At 37.3% G+C, this 19,242-nt stretch carries 20 protein-coding genes; 15 read left to right on the forward strand and 5 right to left on the reverse strand.

Annotated features, from left to right (window positions below; genetic code table 11):
- Positions 1-90 precede the first annotated feature (90 nt).
- Positions 91-867, reverse strand: coding sequence for an acetoin reductase (locus tag MHB42_RS06485; protein ID WP_340805134.1), 777 nt, complete (start codon positions 865-867; stop codon positions 91-93).
- Between the two features lie 352 nt (positions 868-1,219).
- Between MHB42_RS06485 and MHB42_RS06490 the strand changes: the two genes are divergently transcribed.
- The 5 genes from MHB42_RS06490 to MHB42_RS06510 all read left to right on the forward strand — a co-directional run bounded on the left by MHB42_RS06490 (position 1,220) and on the right by MHB42_RS06510 (position 4,815).
- The gene (locus tag MHB42_RS06490; RefSeq protein ID WP_340805135.1) at positions 1,220-1,591 is read left to right on the forward strand and encodes a hypothetical protein; all 372 of its coding nucleotides are present in this window, start codon (positions 1,220-1,222) and stop codon (positions 1,589-1,591) included.
- A 183-nt stretch (positions 1,592-1,774) separates the two neighbouring features.
- Positions 1,775-2,359 carry a pyridoxamine 5'-phosphate oxidase family protein gene (locus tag MHB42_RS06495; RefSeq protein ID WP_340805136.1) on the forward strand — a complete coding sequence of 195 codons (585 nt, stop codon included), beginning with the start codon at positions 1,775-1,777 and terminating at the stop codon, positions 2,357-2,359.
- 255 nt (positions 2,360-2,614) lie between these two features.
- Positions 2,615-3,301 carry a VanR-ABDEGLN family response regulator transcription factor gene (gene vanR / locus MHB42_RS06500; RefSeq protein ID WP_053994230.1) on the forward strand — a complete coding sequence of 229 codons (687 nt, stop codon included), beginning with the start codon at positions 2,615-2,617 and terminating at the stop codon, positions 3,299-3,301.
- A gap of 22 nt (positions 3,302-3,323) precedes the next feature.
- Positions 3,324-4,418, forward strand: coding sequence for a vancomycin resistance histidine kinase VanS (gene vanS, locus MHB42_RS06505; protein ID WP_340805137.1), 1,095 nt, complete (start codon positions 3,324-3,326; stop codon positions 4,416-4,418).
- An 88-nt stretch (positions 4,419-4,506) separates the two neighbouring features.
- Positions 4,507-4,815: a hypothetical protein gene (locus tag MHB42_RS06510; protein WP_340805138.1), complete on the forward strand. Its 309-nt coding sequence runs from the start codon at positions 4,507-4,509 to the stop codon at positions 4,813-4,815.
- A 170-nt stretch (positions 4,816-4,985) separates the two neighbouring features.
- Here MHB42_RS06510 and MHB42_RS06515 read toward each other — a convergent pair whose 3' ends face one another.
- Positions 4,986-6,305 carry an IS1380 family transposase gene (locus tag MHB42_RS06515; RefSeq protein WP_340804206.1) on the reverse strand — a complete coding sequence of 440 codons (1,320 nt, stop codon included), beginning with the start codon at positions 6,303-6,305 and terminating at the stop codon, positions 4,986-4,988.
- Between the two features lie 218 nt (positions 6,306-6,523).
- On the opposite strand from MHB42_RS06515, the gene MHB42_RS06520 reads away from it, so the two are divergent.
- The 3 genes from MHB42_RS06520 to MHB42_RS06530 all read left to right on the forward strand — a co-directional run bounded on the left by MHB42_RS06520 (position 6,524) and on the right by MHB42_RS06530 (position 8,854).
- Positions 6,524-7,099, forward strand: coding sequence for a D-alanyl-D-alanine carboxypeptidase family protein (locus tag MHB42_RS06520; RefSeq protein WP_340805139.1), 576 nt, complete (start codon positions 6,524-6,526; stop codon positions 7,097-7,099).
- Positions 7,100-7,169: 70 nt separating this feature from the next.
- A complete protein-coding gene (locus tag MHB42_RS06525) occupies positions 7,170-7,436 on the forward strand; it encodes a hypothetical protein (RefSeq protein ID WP_340805140.1) in 267 nt (88 codons plus the stop codon).
- Between the two features lie 131 nt (positions 7,437-7,567).
- Complete coding sequence (locus MHB42_RS06530; protein WP_340805141.1) at positions 7,568-8,854, forward strand: NtaA/DmoA family FMN-dependent monooxygenase; 1,287 nt, start codon at positions 7,568-7,570, stop codon at positions 8,852-8,854.
- A 61-nt stretch (positions 8,855-8,915) separates the two neighbouring features.
- Here the strand turns inward: MHB42_RS06530 and MHB42_RS06535 are convergent, their stop codons facing one another.
- The 3 genes from MHB42_RS06535 to MHB42_RS06545 form a co-directional block, all read right to left on the reverse strand.
- Positions 8,916-9,824, reverse strand: coding sequence for a TIGR03943 family putative permease subunit (locus MHB42_RS06535; protein WP_340805142.1), 909 nt, complete (start codon positions 9,822-9,824; stop codon positions 8,916-8,918).
- Between the two features lie 11 nt (positions 9,825-9,835).
- The gene (locus MHB42_RS06540) at positions 9,836-10,834 is read right to left on the reverse strand and encodes a permease (RefSeq protein ID WP_340805143.1); all 999 of its coding nucleotides are present in this window, start codon (positions 10,832-10,834) and stop codon (positions 9,836-9,838) included.
- Between the two features lie 162 nt (positions 10,835-10,996).
- Complete coding sequence (locus MHB42_RS06545) at positions 10,997-12,196, reverse strand: AraC family transcriptional regulator (RefSeq protein WP_340805144.1); 1,200 nt, start codon at positions 12,194-12,196, stop codon at positions 10,997-10,999.
- A 150-nt stretch (positions 12,197-12,346) separates the two neighbouring features.
- Between MHB42_RS06545 and MHB42_RS06550 the strand changes: the two genes are divergently transcribed.
- The 7 genes from MHB42_RS06550 to MHB42_RS06580 all read left to right on the forward strand — a co-directional run bounded on the left by MHB42_RS06550 (position 12,347) and on the right by MHB42_RS06580 (position 19,210).
- Complete coding sequence (locus tag MHB42_RS06550) at positions 12,347-13,105, forward strand: SDR family NAD(P)-dependent oxidoreductase (protein WP_340805145.1); 759 nt, start codon at positions 12,347-12,349, stop codon at positions 13,103-13,105.
- A gap of 213 nt (positions 13,106-13,318) precedes the next feature.
- Positions 13,319-14,101, forward strand: coding sequence for an IclR family transcriptional regulator (locus MHB42_RS06555; protein WP_445299971.1), 783 nt, complete (start codon positions 13,319-13,321; stop codon positions 14,099-14,101).
- 17 nt (positions 14,102-14,118) lie between these two features.
- A complete protein-coding gene (gene gucD, locus MHB42_RS06560) occupies positions 14,119-15,573 on the forward strand; it encodes an alpha-ketoglutaric semialdehyde dehydrogenase GucD (RefSeq protein WP_445299972.1) in 1,455 nt (484 codons plus the stop codon).
- Positions 15,574-15,601: 28 nt separating this feature from the next.
- Complete coding sequence (locus tag MHB42_RS06565; RefSeq protein ID WP_340805148.1) at positions 15,602-16,543, forward strand: U32 family peptidase; 942 nt, start codon at positions 15,602-15,604, stop codon at positions 16,541-16,543.
- A gap of 37 nt (positions 16,544-16,580) precedes the next feature.
- The gene (locus MHB42_RS06570) at positions 16,581-17,699 is read left to right on the forward strand and encodes a UxaA family hydrolase (protein ID WP_340805149.1); all 1,119 of its coding nucleotides are present in this window, start codon (positions 16,581-16,583) and stop codon (positions 17,697-17,699) included.
- A 16-nt stretch (positions 17,700-17,715) separates the two neighbouring features.
- A complete protein-coding gene (locus MHB42_RS06575) occupies positions 17,716-18,030 on the forward strand; it encodes a UxaA family hydrolase (RefSeq protein WP_340805150.1) in 315 nt (104 codons plus the stop codon).
- 22 nt (positions 18,031-18,052) lie between these two features.
- Positions 18,053-19,210, forward strand: a complete 1,158-nt coding sequence (locus MHB42_RS06580) for a UxaA family hydrolase (RefSeq protein ID WP_340805151.1) — start codon at positions 18,053-18,055, stop codon at positions 19,208-19,210.
- The last annotated feature ends 32 nt before the right edge of the window (positions 19,211-19,242 follow it).

Here is a 19,242-nt window from a genome sequence, read left to right on the forward strand (position 1 = left end):
GCCCTGTGGAGATAGTTCTCTCTACAGGGCTTTTTCAATAAAAAAATCAAGTGCCTTCATAAGAGAAAGCACTTGATGATATTAAAAATTTTAACGGTAAACAAGTCCACCATCTGTGATAATGGCTTGACCAGTGATATAATCTGCATCATCTGAAGCTAGGAAGGACACTAAATTCGCAACATCTTCAGGTGTTTGATAACGTTGTAAAGCAATCCCAGCAGTGAAGTTAGCGAACGGTTCTCCTGGTTGAAGAGCACCATTGCTATGACGCACCATTTCGGCATCAATGCGATCCCACATTTTTGTTTTCGCAACACCTGGGCAATATGCATTGACCGTAATTTGATGTTGTGCTAGCTCTTTTGCAGATGCATGTGTGATAGCTCGTACAGCATGCTTTGTTGCTGAATATGTGCCAAGCATTTCATAGGCTTCATGCCCTGCAATACTACAAGCATTGATAATTTTCCCTTTAGAGCCTTGTGCGATAAATTGCTTCGCAGCTGCTTGTGTACCAAATACTACGCCATTGACATTAATGCCAAATAAGCGATTTAATTCTTGCTCTTCAATTTCTAAAAATGGTGTGACTGCATCTATACCCGCATTGTTAACAAATACATCGAGGCGACCAAAAGCTTCTACAGCCTTGTTAACAAGGTTGATCTGATCCTCCTGCTTCGAAACATCACCAACAACACCAATAATATCTGCCCCTGTATTTTTCAATTCTTCAACAGTTGAATTTAATAATTCCTCATTGATATCGTGTAAAACTACTTGGAAACCATCTTTAATTAAACGTTCTGCAATACCACGACCTAAACCTCCAGCAGAACCTGTTACAACTGCAACCTTTGTCATAAGTATTTCTCCCTTCAGCTACCAAAAGGTTGGTAACTTTATTTTTATCAGTATAAACTGTTAAGGATAAATATCTTTAACACTGTCAGTATAGTATAACTATCGTTTCACTACAAAAATTTTGCTTGTAATATTAAAAATTTTATTATAAAGACCTTATTTTAATTAATGTTTCAAATAAGGCCTTGAAATATTTCGTTAGTTAATTTAAATGATAGGTAAGTTATTCAAGGAGTGGTTCTGTGGAGTCTTGTACTACAAGAAATGGTCGCATCATTTCATAATCTTCATGGTTTATCTTTTATCGACTTCCAATAAATATTATAATAATATCACATAGGGGGGTTAAAGGATGAAGAAAATATTCAATATAACATTGATTTGTATGATGGTCACGGTATTTTGTTCAACTACTCATTCTAGTGCGGATACAAAAGATTTTGATAGGGATGTAGTGCTTATACCCTACAATAAAATATTAACAAAGCTTAGTAAAGAATATGGCATAGATATGTATATTCCAGAAAAAAATAAAGAAAAATTTTTAAATAAGGTGAAAGGGATGACACCGAAAGAATTTGAAAAGCTGCTAAGACAGCAGTATAACGAATCAAAAAAGTATATCACATCACCTTCTTATGACAAGGCAGAGATGGGAGATTCTCCTTATCCTCAACCAATTCCTAATGCAGAGCAAATGATACCAGCAACACCGTTACAATAAAAATAGCTCCGTATAATTTGCGGGTAATTATTTATAAGTACAGACTATTCTCTATAATTTATGCCCAATATAGCTACATGTGTATTTGGCTGTACCCATTTGTTTTCATAGAACTGTCCCTTTTTTGGAGAGCCGTTCTGCTGTAGACTCCTTTTTATAAGATGATAGGAGGATATGATAGAGATGACAACAGCTATTCGAACATTTAAAAGAGCATGTACAGATGAAACCCAAATTCATAAATTTTTAAGAGAGGCACAAACTGCTTTTCTGGGGCTAGTGGACCATAGTGTACCCTATGTAATACCTTTAAATTATGTGGTGAAAGATGGAATTTTTTATTTCCATGGTGCCAATGACGGAAGAAAAATAAACATCATGACTGCCAATCCAAATGCTTGTATAACAATATGCGAAAATTATGGAACAATGGTAGACCCCATTCCTGCGAACACAGATACAGCTTATATGAGTGTCATTGCAAATGGTGTGGTGGAAATTGTGAGGGATTTAGACGAAGCAACTGTGGCTATGCAGGCTATGCTTGATAAATATGTACCAGGTTATTATCAGGCACCTTTATCGAAAACACATATTGATAAATATCAATCATCGCTAGGCAGTAAAACACTTGTATTTAAAATTAAACCTGCTACTATGACGGTTAAAGAGCATAAGCTAAATGAACAAATGCAATATTATCGTGGCAGAGTTGTTACACAGGATATAAACCGAAAATCGAATGAGGAGCCAATTAAAACTACTTAGGTCCAATAGATGGTGTTGGTATATATCTTCCTCTAAAAGGACATGAAATGAATAAAATGGATAGATGGAATTTATGAGTTTTGTTTAGAGAACCAAAAGGAGAGTTGGAACTAGTTAGTATCCGATTCTTCTTTTTAATTTAAAGAGATAGCGTTAAAAAAGGCTACACATATTGATAGATATAGCCATAACTAAGTGCTATAATGCCTCTGAAAATCATTGGAAATTTCGTGTTTATAAAGAGGGGGCATTTAGTTGAATATTTTAGTTGTTGATGATGAACAGGAAATTGCAGATTTAATTGAGCTTTATTTAAAAAATGAAAATTATCATGTATTTAAGTATTATACAGCTCAAGAGGCTTTGGTCTGTATGGAGCGGGAAAAATTGGATTTAGCTATTCTGGATATCATGATGCCAGATATTGATGGCTTTACAATTTTACAGAAAATCCGAGAAGCATTTAATTTTCCAGTGATTATGCTTACGGCTAAGGAAGAAGAAATTGATAAAATAACTGGATTTTCTCTAGGAGCGGATGATTATATTACAAAGCCTTTTCGTCCATTAGAACTGGTTGCACGCGTAAAGGCACAATTACGAAGATTTACCCTGTACAACCAAGGCTCAAAGCAAAATGAGGCTATTATTGATTTTGCTGGTTTGATTATCAACAAGGATACACGACAGGTTTTACTAAATGAAAGACCATTATCGCTTACACCTACAGAATTCTCTATTCTATGGTATTTAAGCTCAAACAGAGGTAAGGTCATTAGTGCCGAGGAATTATTTCGAGAGGTTTGGGGAGAAAAGTATTACAACAGCAATAACACCGTAATGGTGCATATTAGGCATTTACGAGAAAAAATGAACGATTCTGTGGACAATCCAAAGTTTATTAAGACGGTTTGGGGAGTGGGGTATACCATTGATAAATGAGTTTGGAAGACTGAAGAGAAAAATGATTTTACAAATTATTGTTATTCTTGTGATTGCCCTGATAGTCGGTTATTTCATTAACTTCGTATTTATTGACGGTATCTTGCAGGCTCCTTTTGCGGACGTCTTTATGGCTTTTTGTGAAAATATTTTACAATTAGATTATTATGCAGCACGAAACGCGTATAATGTGCTATTTCAACAAAATAAACCATTTTGGCTAGCGATAGGATTTATACTATTACTGCTAATTATTTTTTATATTGCATTGTCCCGTTTTACTCGTTACTTTCATCAAATTAGTACAGGTATTACAATGCTTGCAGATGAGTCAGAAAAGGAAATACATCTACCTGCTGAACTTGATTTTTTAGAGAAGAAATTAAATGATGTGAAAAATAAATTAGAAAAACGTGCAAAGGATGCTCAAGAGGCAGAGCAACGAAAGAATGATCTTGTTGTCTATTTAGCGCATGATATTAAAACACCGTTAACGTCCATTATTGGCTATCTAAGCCTGTTAGATGAAGCAAAGGATATGCCTGTGGAGCAAAAGGAAAAATATGTAGCGGTTACGTTAGAAAAATCAAATAGGCTAGAACAATTAATCAATGAGTTTTTTGAAATCACCAGATTTAATTTACAATCCATTATTTTAGAGAAGGATCTTATTCCACTCAACTATATGTTAATGCAGGTAGCAGATGAATTTTACCCATTATTAGCACCAAAAGGTCAAAAAGCTATCGTTAAAATAGATGAAGACATCACTATTTATGCGGATGGCAATAAATTAGCGAGGGTCTTTAATAATATTTTAAAAAATGCAATGGCTTATAGCCACCCAAATAGTACAATTGAAATTAGTGCTAATAACGAAAATAATCAGACATGGATTTCTTTTATAAATACAGGAAAGACCATTCCTCCTGAAAAATTAAAGATGATATTTGAAAAGTTTTATCGTTTAGATCTTGCGAGGTCCTCACAAACTGGTGGTGCGGGACTTGGCTTAGCCATTTCGAATGAAATTGTACAAGCCCATGGAGGGACTATTACGGCTACCTCTAGCGATGAAAAAACAGTATTTACTGTTAAACTGCCAAACAATTCTTAAGAAATCTTAAGAATTCACTAATAGTTAATTAAAAATAAGCTCCTTTTTTTATGGTTGAATATAAGCATAAAGAGAAGGAGTTGTTTTTATGTTCACTAAAAAAGGTATTTTTAGTATATCGTTTATCATAATTATGTTATTCGTTTATGTTATGGTTTCAAAAGAAACGCCCATATCATTTGTTGACTCTTCAAAAGTAGATGTACTTGCAACGAGTGAAGATATACTTGATGTCGATTTATACAGCTCGAATGCAATTTTAGTTAATTTAGATAACAATCAGGTTTTATTGGATAAAAATAGCGAGGAGAGAATTTATCCTGCATCTTTGACAAAAATGATGACCGTTTTAGTTGCTATTGAACATATTCAAAATTTACACCCGAATTATTCATAGCTAACTGACCTGAGTTCGTTTTGTCATATTTCTTATCACAGACCAAGTTTCTCTGGAATTTAAATGGAGGAATAAATGATTTAGGCCAGTTGATACTTAAAAAATGGGAATTTACCTGTTTTTAGGCAGACTTATCCCTTGGTACGGGTTCGATTTTTTAAAAAAGTGATCTAGTTGGTGGAAAGCTGCTGCACTCTGGTCAGAATGTCTGAAAAGAAGCGCGCATAGACGAAGCTGGACGCTAATTTGAAATGCAGGTAACGACCAGATTTTACAAGTTTACTGGCAACTTTAATTAACCGTGTGCGAATGGTTTGGATTTGAAGCCCATTTTTCGCAGATGGAAACGTTAATGTACGTAACCAATTCGTTAAATTGTAGGCGAGTAAACTGATCATCATGCGTGCTTCGTTCACTTGGAAATCATGGCTTTTCATTTGATCGAATCCGAAGCCATCTTTCGCCTCTTTAATGAAGTTTTCCATTGCGCCACGTTTTTGATAGGACGTGAGAATGGCTTCCGGTGAAAAGGCAGTTTCGCTTAAATTTGTGACGAAAAAGGCATGGGTGAAGAACAGTTCACCTGCTGGGCGTGTAGACTGAATAATGATGCGACGTGACGTATTCCATGAACCAGCCTGATAGATTGACTCCTCCACATAACGTTCGGCTTTTGTGACATCACGGATTTCAGATGTTGGATGTAGTTCTTCCGCAAGTGCTTTCAGTCTGGCGTTCGACTTTAAACGAATGATGTAATAGACCGATTCATCTTCGCAAAGTTTGTATAAGTCGGGTACTGCGAAGCCGCTATCACCACGCACGAGTGTTGTCGTTTCGGGAAAGTTTTCGTTGTAATGATCCAGTAAAGGGCGGACAAATTCCACGACACCGTTTGATGTATACCTATTCCCTGGGCGTAGCTGCGCTTTTAAAAAATCACCGGTGAAGCCGTCAAACGCAACGAGTGGATGAAAGCCGACTGTGCCGTAATGGCTATTGTATGAGGCATTTTCTTGCTTGCCATATGTATCCGCATGAGACGAATCCAGATCAATTAAAAGAGTCGTCGATTGACGTAACTGATGCACCCGGTCCAGTAGTTCTTGATTCGCCGCTTGAAGTTGTTGGAGTGCCTGTTTGTCAAAGCGTTTGAAAAATCGAGATAAAGATGGCTGAGATGCAAGTGCTGGTTTTCCAAGTACACGCGTGAAAACTGGATCGTGCGTTAATGTATCCGCTGCGTCATCCTCGTGATAGCCTGCGATGAGCTGATATATTTTTTGACGAAGAAGTTCCATATTGTCATGGATACAGTAAGAACGCTCATCTTTTAAGTGAAGGTGTTTGGCGATTGTTTTGGAAAAGCCGATTTTTTCATCGAACTCACGGAAGATAAATTGGCCTGTATCAGAAGAAAGCTCACCTCCATCGTGAGTTAATTTCAGTTGGTGATTGAAATGAAGTGTTGTTTGCGGTAATCTAATCATGAGAAGAATCCTTTCTTTTGGTTAGTTCTTGGTCGATTTAACCTTAACAGAAATGGATTCTTTTTTCATTTTTTTAGTGAAAAAGAGAATCCCACAGGAAAGGCGATAAATCGCCTTTCCTGTGGGATTTTGTATTTGGGTGTGAATAATTAGGGTTACAACAAGAAGTTGTGTTACCCAAAAATATATTTCATGATTTATATGAAAAAAATGCTTCAATGGCAGGTTTTCTCCCTAATGAGCAGCTTACAGTAGAGGATTTATTGTATGGTTCCATGTTGCCATCAGGTGCAGAGGCATCTATCGGCTTGGCTGAATATATTACAGGCTCAGAGGAAGAGTTTGTCAAACTTATGAATAACAAGGCTCAACAGCTTGGCATGATAAATACGCATTTTATGAATACAACGGGTCTGCATCACCCAGAACATTATACAACGGTACAGGATATTGCTTTGCTTCTACAGTATGCATTAACAAATAGTGAATTTCGTCAGATTTATACTGCGGAAAGATACTCGATAAAGCAAACAAATCGTCATCCAGAAGGCATGACATTTACCAATCGAATGTTTCAACATATGACTTCAGGCGAGTTGTCAGCAGGGGAAATCTTAGGTGGTAAAACGGGTTATACAGAGGAGGCTGGGTTATGCTTAGCGAGTTTAGCTACAGTCAATGGACAAGAATATATCCTCGTAACAGTAGGAGCCAAAGGAGATCCTCGAACGGAACAATATAATATAACAGATGCATTTTCAGTATATCGTCAATTATCAAGCGGAAACATATGAAAGGTGTTGCGTAGCCGTCTGTAAATAAAGTGAATCTTCAATCAGTGGAGTTTTCCTCCAGCTTCCACTGATGGGTGATAGAGAAGCAGAGGCTAAGAACCTCGCATCCTGTGAAAATGCTTGTGCGACCAACATCGTGTTGACCTTGACCGTTGTTTTTACAGCGTGTCGCCATCGCACAAAAATGCTTATGAATACGGGACAAATTTTAACCAGAGCTTGGGCAAAATTATTTATTATTGAAATCGTCTTTCTAAATGAAGCATTTAATTTAGACAAAGCTCTTTTTACTACTGGAAAACAAAAACAGCACATAAATTGTTCCTGCCGTATGTAAATATTTCACATTCTACTTATCGTTAGCAACGATAATGAGTCAAATAGAGGCAAAGTATTTGATTGCAATCTTAGAAATTAATGCTTATCATGAAAATGATAATCATTTTCAATTGATAGGGAGAGAGTAATTTGCTGAATAAAAGACAACTTATAATTGGTATACATCTAGCTGTACACGGTGAACAGGACAAAAAAGGTGCAATGATTCAGGAGCAAATTGCATTTGCAAAGCGTGCTGAGGCAGCCAAATTAGATTTTGTATTTAAGGCTGATTATTTAATAGCGCACCCAGAGTTAATAGCTAAAACAAAAGGAACAGTTGGACTAGACCCTAGCTTTTTGCTAGCACTCGTAGCGAGAGAAACGCAGCAAATCGGTTTAGTAACAACTATTTCCACATCATTTACACCACCTTATCTTATTGCCCGCCAATTACAATCCTTAAATTGGATTAGTAACGGACGAGTAGGATGGAATGTAGTGACCTCCATTGATGGGGCATATAATTTTAGCAATGCCCCTATGCCATCATCAGAGGAGCGTTATGCTAAAGCGGCTGAATGTACAAACGTTGTTCAGCAGCTATGGCATAGTCACCCTAGTGAAATATTAGAAGCTAACGGAGATTTAGAAAAAATTAAAGACCTTGTAAAGCCTATTGATTATAATGGTGAGTTTTTCCACATTCAAGGTCCTTTAAATATACCTATGCATCCAGCGGGAGATATACCGTTATTTCAGGCAGGTGCATCTGAGGTAGGACGTCAATTTGCGGCAACTGTATCGAATGCGATTTTTGCTGCAACACCAACTATGGATGTTGGCATTGAAATGCGTAATGATTTGCGAAAGCGTGCTGTTGAGGCTGGTCGTTCGGCAGATGATATTCGCTTATTGCCAGGTCTCTATTTCTTTATAGGTGATACATATGAGGAGGCATTGGAAATGCATCAGCAGGCTCATGCCCATTTAACGCTTGAGCGCCGCTATGCTGCATTGGTATCCGTTATTGGACTGGATGTTCGCCACTTGGCACTTCAGGATCGTGTAACAGTTGATCTACTGCCTCCAAAAGATCAAAAGGTTCGTAGTAAAACGCATGCTCATCTTGTGCGGCGCTATATTATGGAGAATAAGCCGACTGTGGAGGAATTACTTGCACGACCCGAGGTAATTGGCTCAGCACATCTTGTAGCCATTGGTACGCCACAGGATATTGTCCAGCAAATCGTTACGTTTTATGATAAGGGTGCATTCGATGGCTTTATTGCTGTGCCAGGTGGTCCAGCGAAATCTTTGGATTTATTCTTTAACGAGGTGATACCTATGCTCGTTGAACGTGGGTTATTCCGAGCCGACTATGAAGGGAGCACATTACGCTCACATCTAGGCTTAGATGTGTTACTACCTAATTAAAGCTACACATAAAAGGAGCAAAGATGTTGCGAATCAACATGCTTTGCCCTTTTAATGCTTGCTAAAAGCTCATTCGAATATTAATTGGGTAGAGATAGGGTGATTCAGGCTGTTCGATTGTTACCCAATTATCAATTTGAATAATAGGTAGGGTAGCACCGTCATAGGTCGTTTGCCCAATTGTACCTACAATCTCAATCCATGTATCCTCCTCAAGCGTAGGAGCCTCTGCAAATTCTGTTAAAAAGCCTACAATGCTTGCATCTGCCACACAATGAGTAATGAGAAATCGTGAAATAACTAGTTGATTTTGACTAAAATCCTCCTCTTTTAAAACAAAGCCCTTTAGCTGTATTTGCTTGCCTAAATAACTCGCTAAATTATTATTAATTTCCTCATAATAAATCGTATAATCCTCGTCTGTCATTTTAAACATTGCTTGCTGGGAGAGCTGTTGCTTTAATTGGTCATATTGCTTCTTTGTCATCTCCTGCTTTTCTTCCATTAATCTAGGATCAGGCTCATGGTCATCATAGATATTGTCATCAATGGTTTCATTGGAAGTAAGATAATCCTCTATTTTTGAACTTTGACTTTGTTGAGCAAGAATAAAGGAAGCTCCTTTTTTATCAGCAATTGCAGCATCTAAAATTTTAGCAGGCACAAAGAAGCCCGTTATAATAGATGCTATAACAATAAGATAGGACAGCATTTTTTGTCGTGTAAAAGGTGATTGTCCATGGTCATGGTGTGAGCAGCAAGCTTGTCTATGATGAGTAGTCTTTGAAACGACTCTTGTTAATTGCACAAGAAATAGCATAAAAAATAGAATAGCGGCTGTTTTACTGAGGTTATCGTATTTTGGGTTAATATATTTTGTTAGTTCCCCCGTCCAATGCAGGCTCGCAATCATCGCAGAAAAAGCAAGTAAAATAACCGCCCTCACTGCTTGCTGAACGTGAAATTTCATGAATTTCCTCCTTACAAATACGGTGAAAGAATAAATAAACTAACATAAACTACTATAGCGACGAGGGCAACTAACCATAAAACAAATTTTAGGCGAAATACACTTATCAGCATAATAGTATTTTTTAAATCAATCATTGGGCCAAAAATTAAAAAGGCAAGGATTGATGGAGTAGAAAAAAGAGAGCTAAATGAAGCACCAATAAAAGCATCCGCTTCTGAACAAAGCGAAAGAATAAAAGCTAAGCCCATCATCACTAAAATAGAGGAGGATATGCCATCACCTATTTCTACAAGTGCTTTAGTAGATACATATGTTTGGACAAAGGCTGCTAACAATGCACCAATAATTAAATATTTTCCTACATCAAAAAATTCATCAACGGCATGTTTACATGTGTTTATTAATTTTGTCATAAAAGCTGTTTGCTGCTCATCCTTTGCTACTGATTGAAGCGCTACAGAGCTTTTAAACTGTGAACCTTTAAAAAATAAGCTAACAAATAAAGCAACTACAATAGCGATTACAAAGCCTATTAGCATACGAAGACTAGCGATCTTTAAATTATTGCCGAATGCCATATAGGTGGAGAGAATAACAATGGGATTAATTAAAGGGCCTGTTAACATAAAACCGATGGCTGCATGGATCGGTACGCCTTTAGCGATCAACCTTCTTACAATTGGCACGATGCCACATTCACAGGCTGGAAATAATGCGCCTACAAAGCAGCTCATCACAACAGCCAGCAATGTATTTTTAGGAATCCACCTTTCAATATGCTCCTCCGTGATAAAAATCTGAATAAAGCCTGCAATTAGAATGCCAATTAAGACGAAAGGCAGTGCTTCAATTAAAATGCTTAAAAATATCGTATGAAGGCTGAGCAAAGAGGAGCTAAAGCTTTTTAGTGCTGAGAAGTTCAGCAACAGTACGGAAAGAAGACTTATGATGAAGATGAAAACTAACCAAAAATTCAGTAAATACTTAGGGAAATGAAGACGCTCCACATGTACCTCCTTGATGCAGTAAAGTGTAATAATTACGTTTTAATATAGATTATGTAAGAGGACATGCAGGTATTCCTCCTATTCATTGATTAGTGCTCAACTAAATAAAGAGAAAGTGGAATAGGCTTAGTGCTACCTTTTCACTTTCTCTTTATTTCATCACTATTTATGCAAATGCTTATTTCTAAATTGCTTGGGTGTAATACCAGTAAATTTTTTAAAAACTTTAATGAAATAGCTTTGGTCTGTAAAATTAAGGAGGGAACCAATGTCTAAGATTGGGTAGTTTGTAAATGTTAATAGCTTTTTTGCTTCGTCAATTCGTTGTTGCTGGATATATTCACTGACTGCAATACCTACCTCCTTTTTAAATAAGGAGGAAAGATAATTTGGACTTAAATGACAAATATCTGAAAGTTGCTCTAATGTTATTTCACTATATATATGATTTTCGATAAAATGCACACATGTTGTGATTGTTGCTGAGTATTTTACTTTATTCGCATATGATACACGGTTCGTATAATCGTAAATCGCCTCCTCCATTAAGGATAGGATGTCGTTTAAGCTGCTTTGTTCCTCAAGCTTTTGTATATAAAAATCACTTAACGTAAAGGCAGTTTCTTCATTTAAACCGCCTTCAATCGCAGCACGACAAATAAGTGCTATTCCTGTAATCATTAGATTTTGTACACTTCTAAAACTGTTTCGCTTGGAAAGCACACCAAGTTCTGCTTCTCCGACAATTGAGTAGTTCAACACTTCATTTAATTTTTCCATACGTCCATTTTTTATATAGTCTAATAATATTTTTTCATAGTAGAGATTTGTATGAACAGTATCATTTCTTCTAGCATAGGAGAGCTCAAGGGTTGTATTTTCTTTATAACGAATAATGGGCTTTAATGTTTGATTGCTTTGCATCACCAATGTTTTTGTTAATTTTTTCTGATAGATCAAATAGTAAACGAATAAACTAATTGCTATAAATTGTTGATAATGAAGGGTAGGAACAGGCTGGTTGTCATAATCGAAATTTTGTTTGACTATGCCATCATTGTCAGGGGCAAGAGCAGGGCCTATTAGAAGCGTTCCTAAATCATGATTATCTTTGTTTAAATTGATAAAGAAAAAGTGAAATTCATCCATTGAGATAAAAATCGGATAGTGATTGGAAGCAGTATCATAAGGATACGCTATTAGTTGCTCTATTAACGAAGTGTAACCTAGATTTTTCTGCAATGCCTTCGATCTATACTCAAAGATTATTTCGCCCAGCGGATTGATATATGTCACAGCAAGTTGATGTGTTTCATAAATTAATTGACCTATGTATTGAAGGTCTAGTAAAGAAATTTTCACTTTTTTACACCTCCATTTTTATTGCTACTGTCAGCATGAAAGCCATTACAACAATGAGAAAGTACCATTTTGTGTAGAATAATACAATAAAATAAGCGGAATTGGCAATAAAATAAATAGTGACTTCAAAATGCTAAGGAGGAATGGAAGATGGATTTTTTAAATAAAATTGCCGTAGTAACAGGCGCTGGAAGTGGTATTGGGAGAGCCAGCAGTTTGAAGCTTGCTAGCAATGGTGCAAAAGTAGTAGTTGTAGATTTCAACAAAGAAACAGGGGAAGAAACATTAAGCTTGATAAAAGAGCAAGGCGGAGAAGGTATCTTCGTGCAGGCAGATGTTTCAAAAAGCGAAGATGTTCAGAAATATGTTAATGTCGCTGTTGATACGTATGGACGCATTGATATATTTTTCAATAATGCGGGAGTTATTCAAAAAATTTCTCCGTTAACAGAGATAGAAGATGCCGAATATGACCGTATTATGGGTATCAATGTGAAAGGTGTATTCCTTGGCTTAAAGCATGTTTTAAAAGTCATGGAGGGACAAGGCAGTGGCTCTATTATTAACACAGCTTCAACAGCAGGTGTTCGTAGTGAGCATAGTATGGCGGCTTATTCTGCAAGTAAGCATGCAGTAGTCGGTTTAACAAAATCCGCTTCATTAGAGTATGTAAAAAAAGGTATTCGCATCAATGCTATTTGTCCAGGTGGAGTGGCAACAGCATTAACAGACAGTGTGACAACTATGTTTGAAACAGGTGGCTATATTCCAGAGGAAATTCCAAATATGCGAATGGGACGCTATGCAAAACCAGAGGAGCTAGCAGAAATGGTTGCGTTCTTGGCATCCGATAAAGCAAGCTATATGACAGGCTCAATCGTGCTTGTTGATGGCGGTTTAACTTTATAAAAGATTGAAATCCAGTGAAAATTCATTCACTGGATTTTTTTAATGGCGTTATAGTATGTGTTTTTTAGCCATGTATCTATTATTTTTTTGTATTAAATTTATCAGAATTTTTAAATTACAGTTGAAATTTATCGAACTACCTGATAGACTCAGTTTAAGGTTTTTATAGTAAAACTTAGTTTTGTATAAAAAACCGATGAGGAGGTGAAAGTTTTGGATAAGAAATATTGGGTTCCTGCGGTAGAACGTGCCCATCTTGTATTAATGGAAATTAGTAAGTCCCCTGATGAACTAAGATTAATTGATTTATCAAAGCGATTAGAAATAAATAAAAGTTCATTGTTCTCTTTATTGAATACGCTGGAATCGCTCGGTTGGGTAATTAAGGAAAATAACGATACTTATCATTTAGGTCCTACAATTGGTATGTTCAACTCTATGTATTTAAGCCAATTTAATTTAATTCAAACCTTCTATAAAGAAGCGATTGATTCGGTTAATAAAATTAATGAGCCTATTCAATTAGGGGTTTTAGATGGCAGTGATGTTGTTTACTTAGGGAAGGTAAATGCTCAAACGAATGTACGCTTAGTCACAGACCCAGGTATGAGATTCCCTGCCTATGCTTCAGCAATTGGGAAGGCACAGATGATTCATTTTAGTAAGCAAGACCTTGAAAAATTGTTTAATGATACGGAATGGGTCAAAAAGACTGACCATACGACAGCTAATATAGATGAGCTATACGATAAAGTACGGCTAGCTAAAGCAAATGGTTATTCCATTGAAAACGAGGAATCGGCGCTTGGCTTCCACTGTGTAGCAGCACCTATTTATAACTTTGAGAATCAAATTATTGCAGCAGTAAGCTTTTCAATGCCAACAGATAGTTGGACGAAAAAATTTAGTGATGCGAAAGAGGAAATATTAAATTTAGCAGCTAAGCTGTCTAAGCTAGCTGGTAGTTCCTATAACTCGAAAGAAAATAATTTGTAATGGTGGAGGAGAGCATTGTGCAAAATACAATATTTAAAAATTTTATTAATAATGAATGGGTAGAATCAAGTTCTCAAAAAACATTGAGCAGTATTAGTCCGATGAATAAACATGAAGTAGTTGGACAAGTAGCAGCATCAGATGTTCAAGATCTTGAAAAAGCTATCCAAAGCGCACATGAGGCAAAGATACAATGGCGAAAATTAGGCCAACATGCTCGTGGACAATTTTTATTTAAAGTAGCGGATATTTTAGAATCACGTTTAGATGAGATTGCAGAAACGATGACAAAGGAAATGGGGAAAACATTGCCAGAGGCTAAGGGCGAAACGGCTCGAGGTGTCGCTATTCTACGTTATTATGCGGGAGAAGGTATGAGAAAAAATGGTGATGTGATTCCTTCCTCAGACAGCGAAGCGCTCATGTTAACAAGAAGAGTGCCTGTAGGGGTTGTAGGAATTATTACACCATGGAATTTCCCAGTAGCGATTCCTATTTGGAAGCTGGCTCCTGCATTAGTTTATGGGAATACAGTTGTGTTCAAACCTGCTACAGAAGCCGCTGTCACTGCTGCAAAGGTGATGGAATGCTTTAGTGAAGCAAATTTACCGAAGGGCGTTTTAAACTTTATTACAGGATCAGGCTCTGTCATTGGACAAGGCATAATTGATCATCCAGGAATTGAGGCTATTACATTTACAGGCTCAGAAACGATTGGGCGAGAAGTATTAAAAGCTGCTGCCGCAAAAGGGATTAAATCACAAGTTGAAATGGGTGGCAAAAACCCTGTCATTGTGACAAAGGATGCTGATATTGAGAAAGCTGTAGAAGGTACAATTAGCGGCGCATTCCGCTCAACAGGACAGAAATGTACAGCTACAAGTAAAGTTATTGTAGAGGCACCTATCTATGAAGCCTTTAAAGAAAAGCTACTAGAAGAAACGAAAAAGATTAAAGTTGGAAATGGCTTACAGGCAGATGTTTGGATGGGTCCATGTGCAAGTGAAAGTCAATTCAATACAGTAAAAGAATATATCAATATTGGGCAAGAGGAAGGCGCTACTTTACTTTTGGGTGGAGAAGTGTTGGATCAGCAGGAATATAAAGATGGCTTTTATGTATCCCCAGCAATTTTTGATAATGTTCAACCAAGCATGAGAATTGCACAAGAGGAAATTTTTGGACCTGTTATTGCATTGATTAAAGTAGCGGATATTCAAGAGGCGATTGATGTTGCAAATGATACAAAATATGGACTGAGTGCTTCCATTTATACACAAAATATTAGCTCGTTTTTAAAGTTTGCTGATGAAATCGAAGCAGGGCTTGTACGAATTAATGCAGAGAGTGCAGGGGTAGAGCTTCAAGCACCATTCGGCGGTATGAAACAATCAGGTGTTGGCTCTCGTGAGCAAGGTGAGGCTGCTCAAGAGTTCTATACAGAAGTAAAAACAATATTTATTAAAGAATAAATTTAAACGTAGAAAGAAGGGCTTTACAATGAATGAATCTCGAAATTTATTAGAATCATTAGGTTATCCATCAACAGACTTAAGTGCTTTACCTAGTTCAGAAAAACGCTTCCCAGATGGAGCTCAATACCGTATTGAGCTTCCAAGCACAGAGGGTCCTCCGGCTTTAAAGGCAACTTTAGAGGAGCTGGATCGATTAGGTATTCAAGTACATCGCATCTCACAAGGCAGTGGTATTATGCTGCAAACGGATGAGGAAATACGTGAAATGTGTGCCCTTACGGCTGAACGAGGGATTGAGCTAAGCTTATTTGTTGGACCACGCGGTACATGGGATATTAGTGCTCAAAACTTTACTTCTGGAGGGAAATTTATTGGCAATCGCCATGAAGGAGCCGACCAGCTTGTGTATGCAATGGAGGATTTAAAGCGCGGGGCACAATTGGGTCTTCGTGGGGCACTTGTTGCTGATGAGGGGCTGCTTTTATTAACAAAAGAAATGAAGGATGCAGGTCAATTACCAAAAGATTTTGTTGTCAAAGCATCTGTTCAAATGGGCGCTGCAAATCCTGTATCAGTTAAAATTATGCAAGAGCTAGGGGCAGATACTTACAATGTGCCAACAGCACTTACCTTGCCAAAGCTAGCTGCTATTCGACAAGCAATAGATATTCCTATCGACCTTTATGTAGAGGTTCCTGATAATTTAGGCGGCTTCCTTCGCTATTACGAAATACCTGAAATTATTCGGGTGTTATCACCAGTGTACATTAAATTTGGGTTGCGCAACCACCAAGATGTATATCCATCTGGTAAACAGTTAGAGAGCTTAAATATCAATCTTGTAAAAGAGCGTGTACGCAGAGCATCTATCGGTATTGAGATGATTAAACGTTATTGCCCAGATGCTAAAACATCCGAGCTAGGAGCAGAAGGATTAGGTATTGCCAAAACTCCCGTTACGAAATAGGCTTGACAAGCAATTATGAAAAAGGTGGGTGAAGATAATGGGATATACGTTTAAAGGATATTTAAGGGAGGATGGCTTAGCAGGAACACGTAATCATATCGGTATCGTGAGTTCTGTTATTTGCTCAAGTGTAATTACAAATGAAATCGCTGACAAAGTACCAGGGGCTATTCCTATTACACATGCCAATGGCTGTGCACAATTAGGCGATGATTTTCAAGTAACGAAAAATATGCTCGCTGGTATTGTTGAAAATCCTAATTTTCATAGTGCGCTACTGATTGGCTTAGGCTGTGAAACCAATCAAGTAGCAGGGCTTTTAAAATCAATTTCGACAACAAAGCCTCTTGAAGGTTTTAGTATTCAACAAATGGCAGGAGGAAAAAATACTGCTGAGCGAGGCATTACTACGGCATTGACTTGGTCTAAGGAGGCGAAGCAAAGTAGTCGCACTGAGCTACCTGCATCTTTGCTGAAGGTTGGTATTGTTACAGAGGATATTGACGAAGCTTCTTTACAAGTAATAGCCCCTGTTATCAATGCCTTAATCGAGCTATTAATTACATCTGGCGCTACGGTTGTTTTTGGACTAACAAAAACGTTAGAGCCAGCTGGCAATCTATTAGCCCTCAATACGCAGGATGCTTCAGCCAAAAAGAATTTAACCTATATAGGAGAAGCGCTTAGTAGAAGAAGATGGGAAAAAGCACAGGGCTATCTACGTACAAACTTTTCAGAGCAGGAAAAAAGCTTAGCAGCTCTTGAATATCAGCTTATCAATACCCATGAAATTCAAAGCCTATTGGACTATAATCAAAAGCCAGCTAAAAACGGCTTACATTTAATTAAAACATCTGGCAGTATCGTTGAAACATTATCGAATTTTGCGTCAGTTGGCTGCAATCTTTCAATTATCCTTTCTAAGCGAGGAATTCTTACAGGCTCTAATGCATTACCATGTATGATTGTCACTGCAAATAATGGTATCAACCATACGAATAATTTAGTTGATTACGAAATTCAAGAAAATCAAATTAGCCAGCAGGCACAAGCATTATTTACACAGTTAATAGAAGTTAGTTCAGGGAAGCTTACAAAATTAGAAGAATATGAATTAGGTGAGTTTGCCATTCCTCATATAGGTACTACATTCTAAACAAGGAGGAAGTCATGTGAAAAATACGTATAACACGATTCTATTAAATCCTATTGATAATATTGTAGTGGCATTACAAAACATTGAAATAAATGACATTGTTGCTAATAGTCATATGAAAAATACGATAAAAGCAATTAGTACGATTCCTTATGGTCATAAAATCGCCATTCGCGCTATTAAAGCGGGAGAAAAGATCATGAAATATGGTGAGTGCATGGGAATAGCAACGAAGGACATCCAAATAGGAGAGCATGTGCATGTACAAAATGTAAGAGGGCTAAATGAAACGGAGCGTCTAACAATTATTAACACACTGTCAAGCGTGTAATAACATAGAAGGGAGCTTGGAGATGAAAAAATTCTACGGTTATCGAAGATCAGATGGTAGTATCGGTGTTAGAAATCATGTGATTGTCCTTAATACAGTCGGTGAATTAAGCGGATTAACGCGCAAGATTGCAAAATTAGTATCAGGCGTAACACCTGTTATTCATTATAGTGGTGCAACTAATTTTCCTGAGGATCAGCAGCAAATATTACGCACATTAGTGGGGACAGCTGGGCATCCAAATGTAAGCGCTGCCCTAATCGTTGGTATGAAGGATGATCCAGTCGCACAAGAGATTGTCACAACACTGCAAGCCAAAAATAGAAGAGTACATGCGGTTTATTTTAATAGTGAAAAATCAATTGCTGCTATCTTTGAAGAATGCAAGCAATGGTTATCAGCAAGTATGGACAGCCGACAATATGATGTCAGGGAAGAAGCTTTATTAACAGAATTAATGGTTGGTCTTGAATGTGGAGGCTCAGATGCATGGTCTGGTATTACAGCGAATCCTTCCATTGGTGCTTTTTCAGATATGTTTGTTGAAGATGGCGGTACAAGTGTCTTAGCTGAAACAACTGAAGCAATCGGCGCAGAACATATTATTGCCAGCAATGCTATAAATCAAGCTGTGCGTGAACAGTTTTTAGCCATTGTCAGAAATTATGAGCAACGCATTAAAGAAACAGGCGAGGATATTCGATCAGCTAACCCTACACCGGGCAATATGGCTGGTGGCTTAACAACCTTAGAAGAAAAGTCATTAGGATGCATTAAAAAGGGTGGTAGTACATCTTTGAAAGAAGTTGTTTGCTATTCACAAGCACCTACAGAAAAAGGCTTTGTCTTTATGGATACACCGGGCTATGATGTTGAATCGGTTTGTGGACTAGCTGCTGGAGGAGCACAAATTGTGCTATTTTCTACAGGGAAAGGCTCTCCAACAGGCTCTCCAATTGTACCTGTTATCAAGATTGGTACAAATCCTAAAGTATATGAAATTATGTCAGAACATATTGATGTGAACGCAGGAAAAATTATCGAAGGTGTATCGACAATAGAGGATATTGGGAAAGAAATTTACTCTTTAGTAGAAGCTGTGGCAAATGGCCATCAAACTGCTGCTGAAAATCATAATAATCAAGAATTTGCTATTTGGAGATTAGCAGAAAGCATTTAAGTAATCCCAAAATCAAAGAATTAGAACGATGA

The sequence above is a fragment of the Lysinibacillus sp. FSL K6-0232 genome, assembly GCF_038008325.1.
In the GTDB taxonomy this organism is placed as follows: Bacteria; Bacillota; Bacilli; order Bacillales_A; family Planococcaceae; genus Lysinibacillus.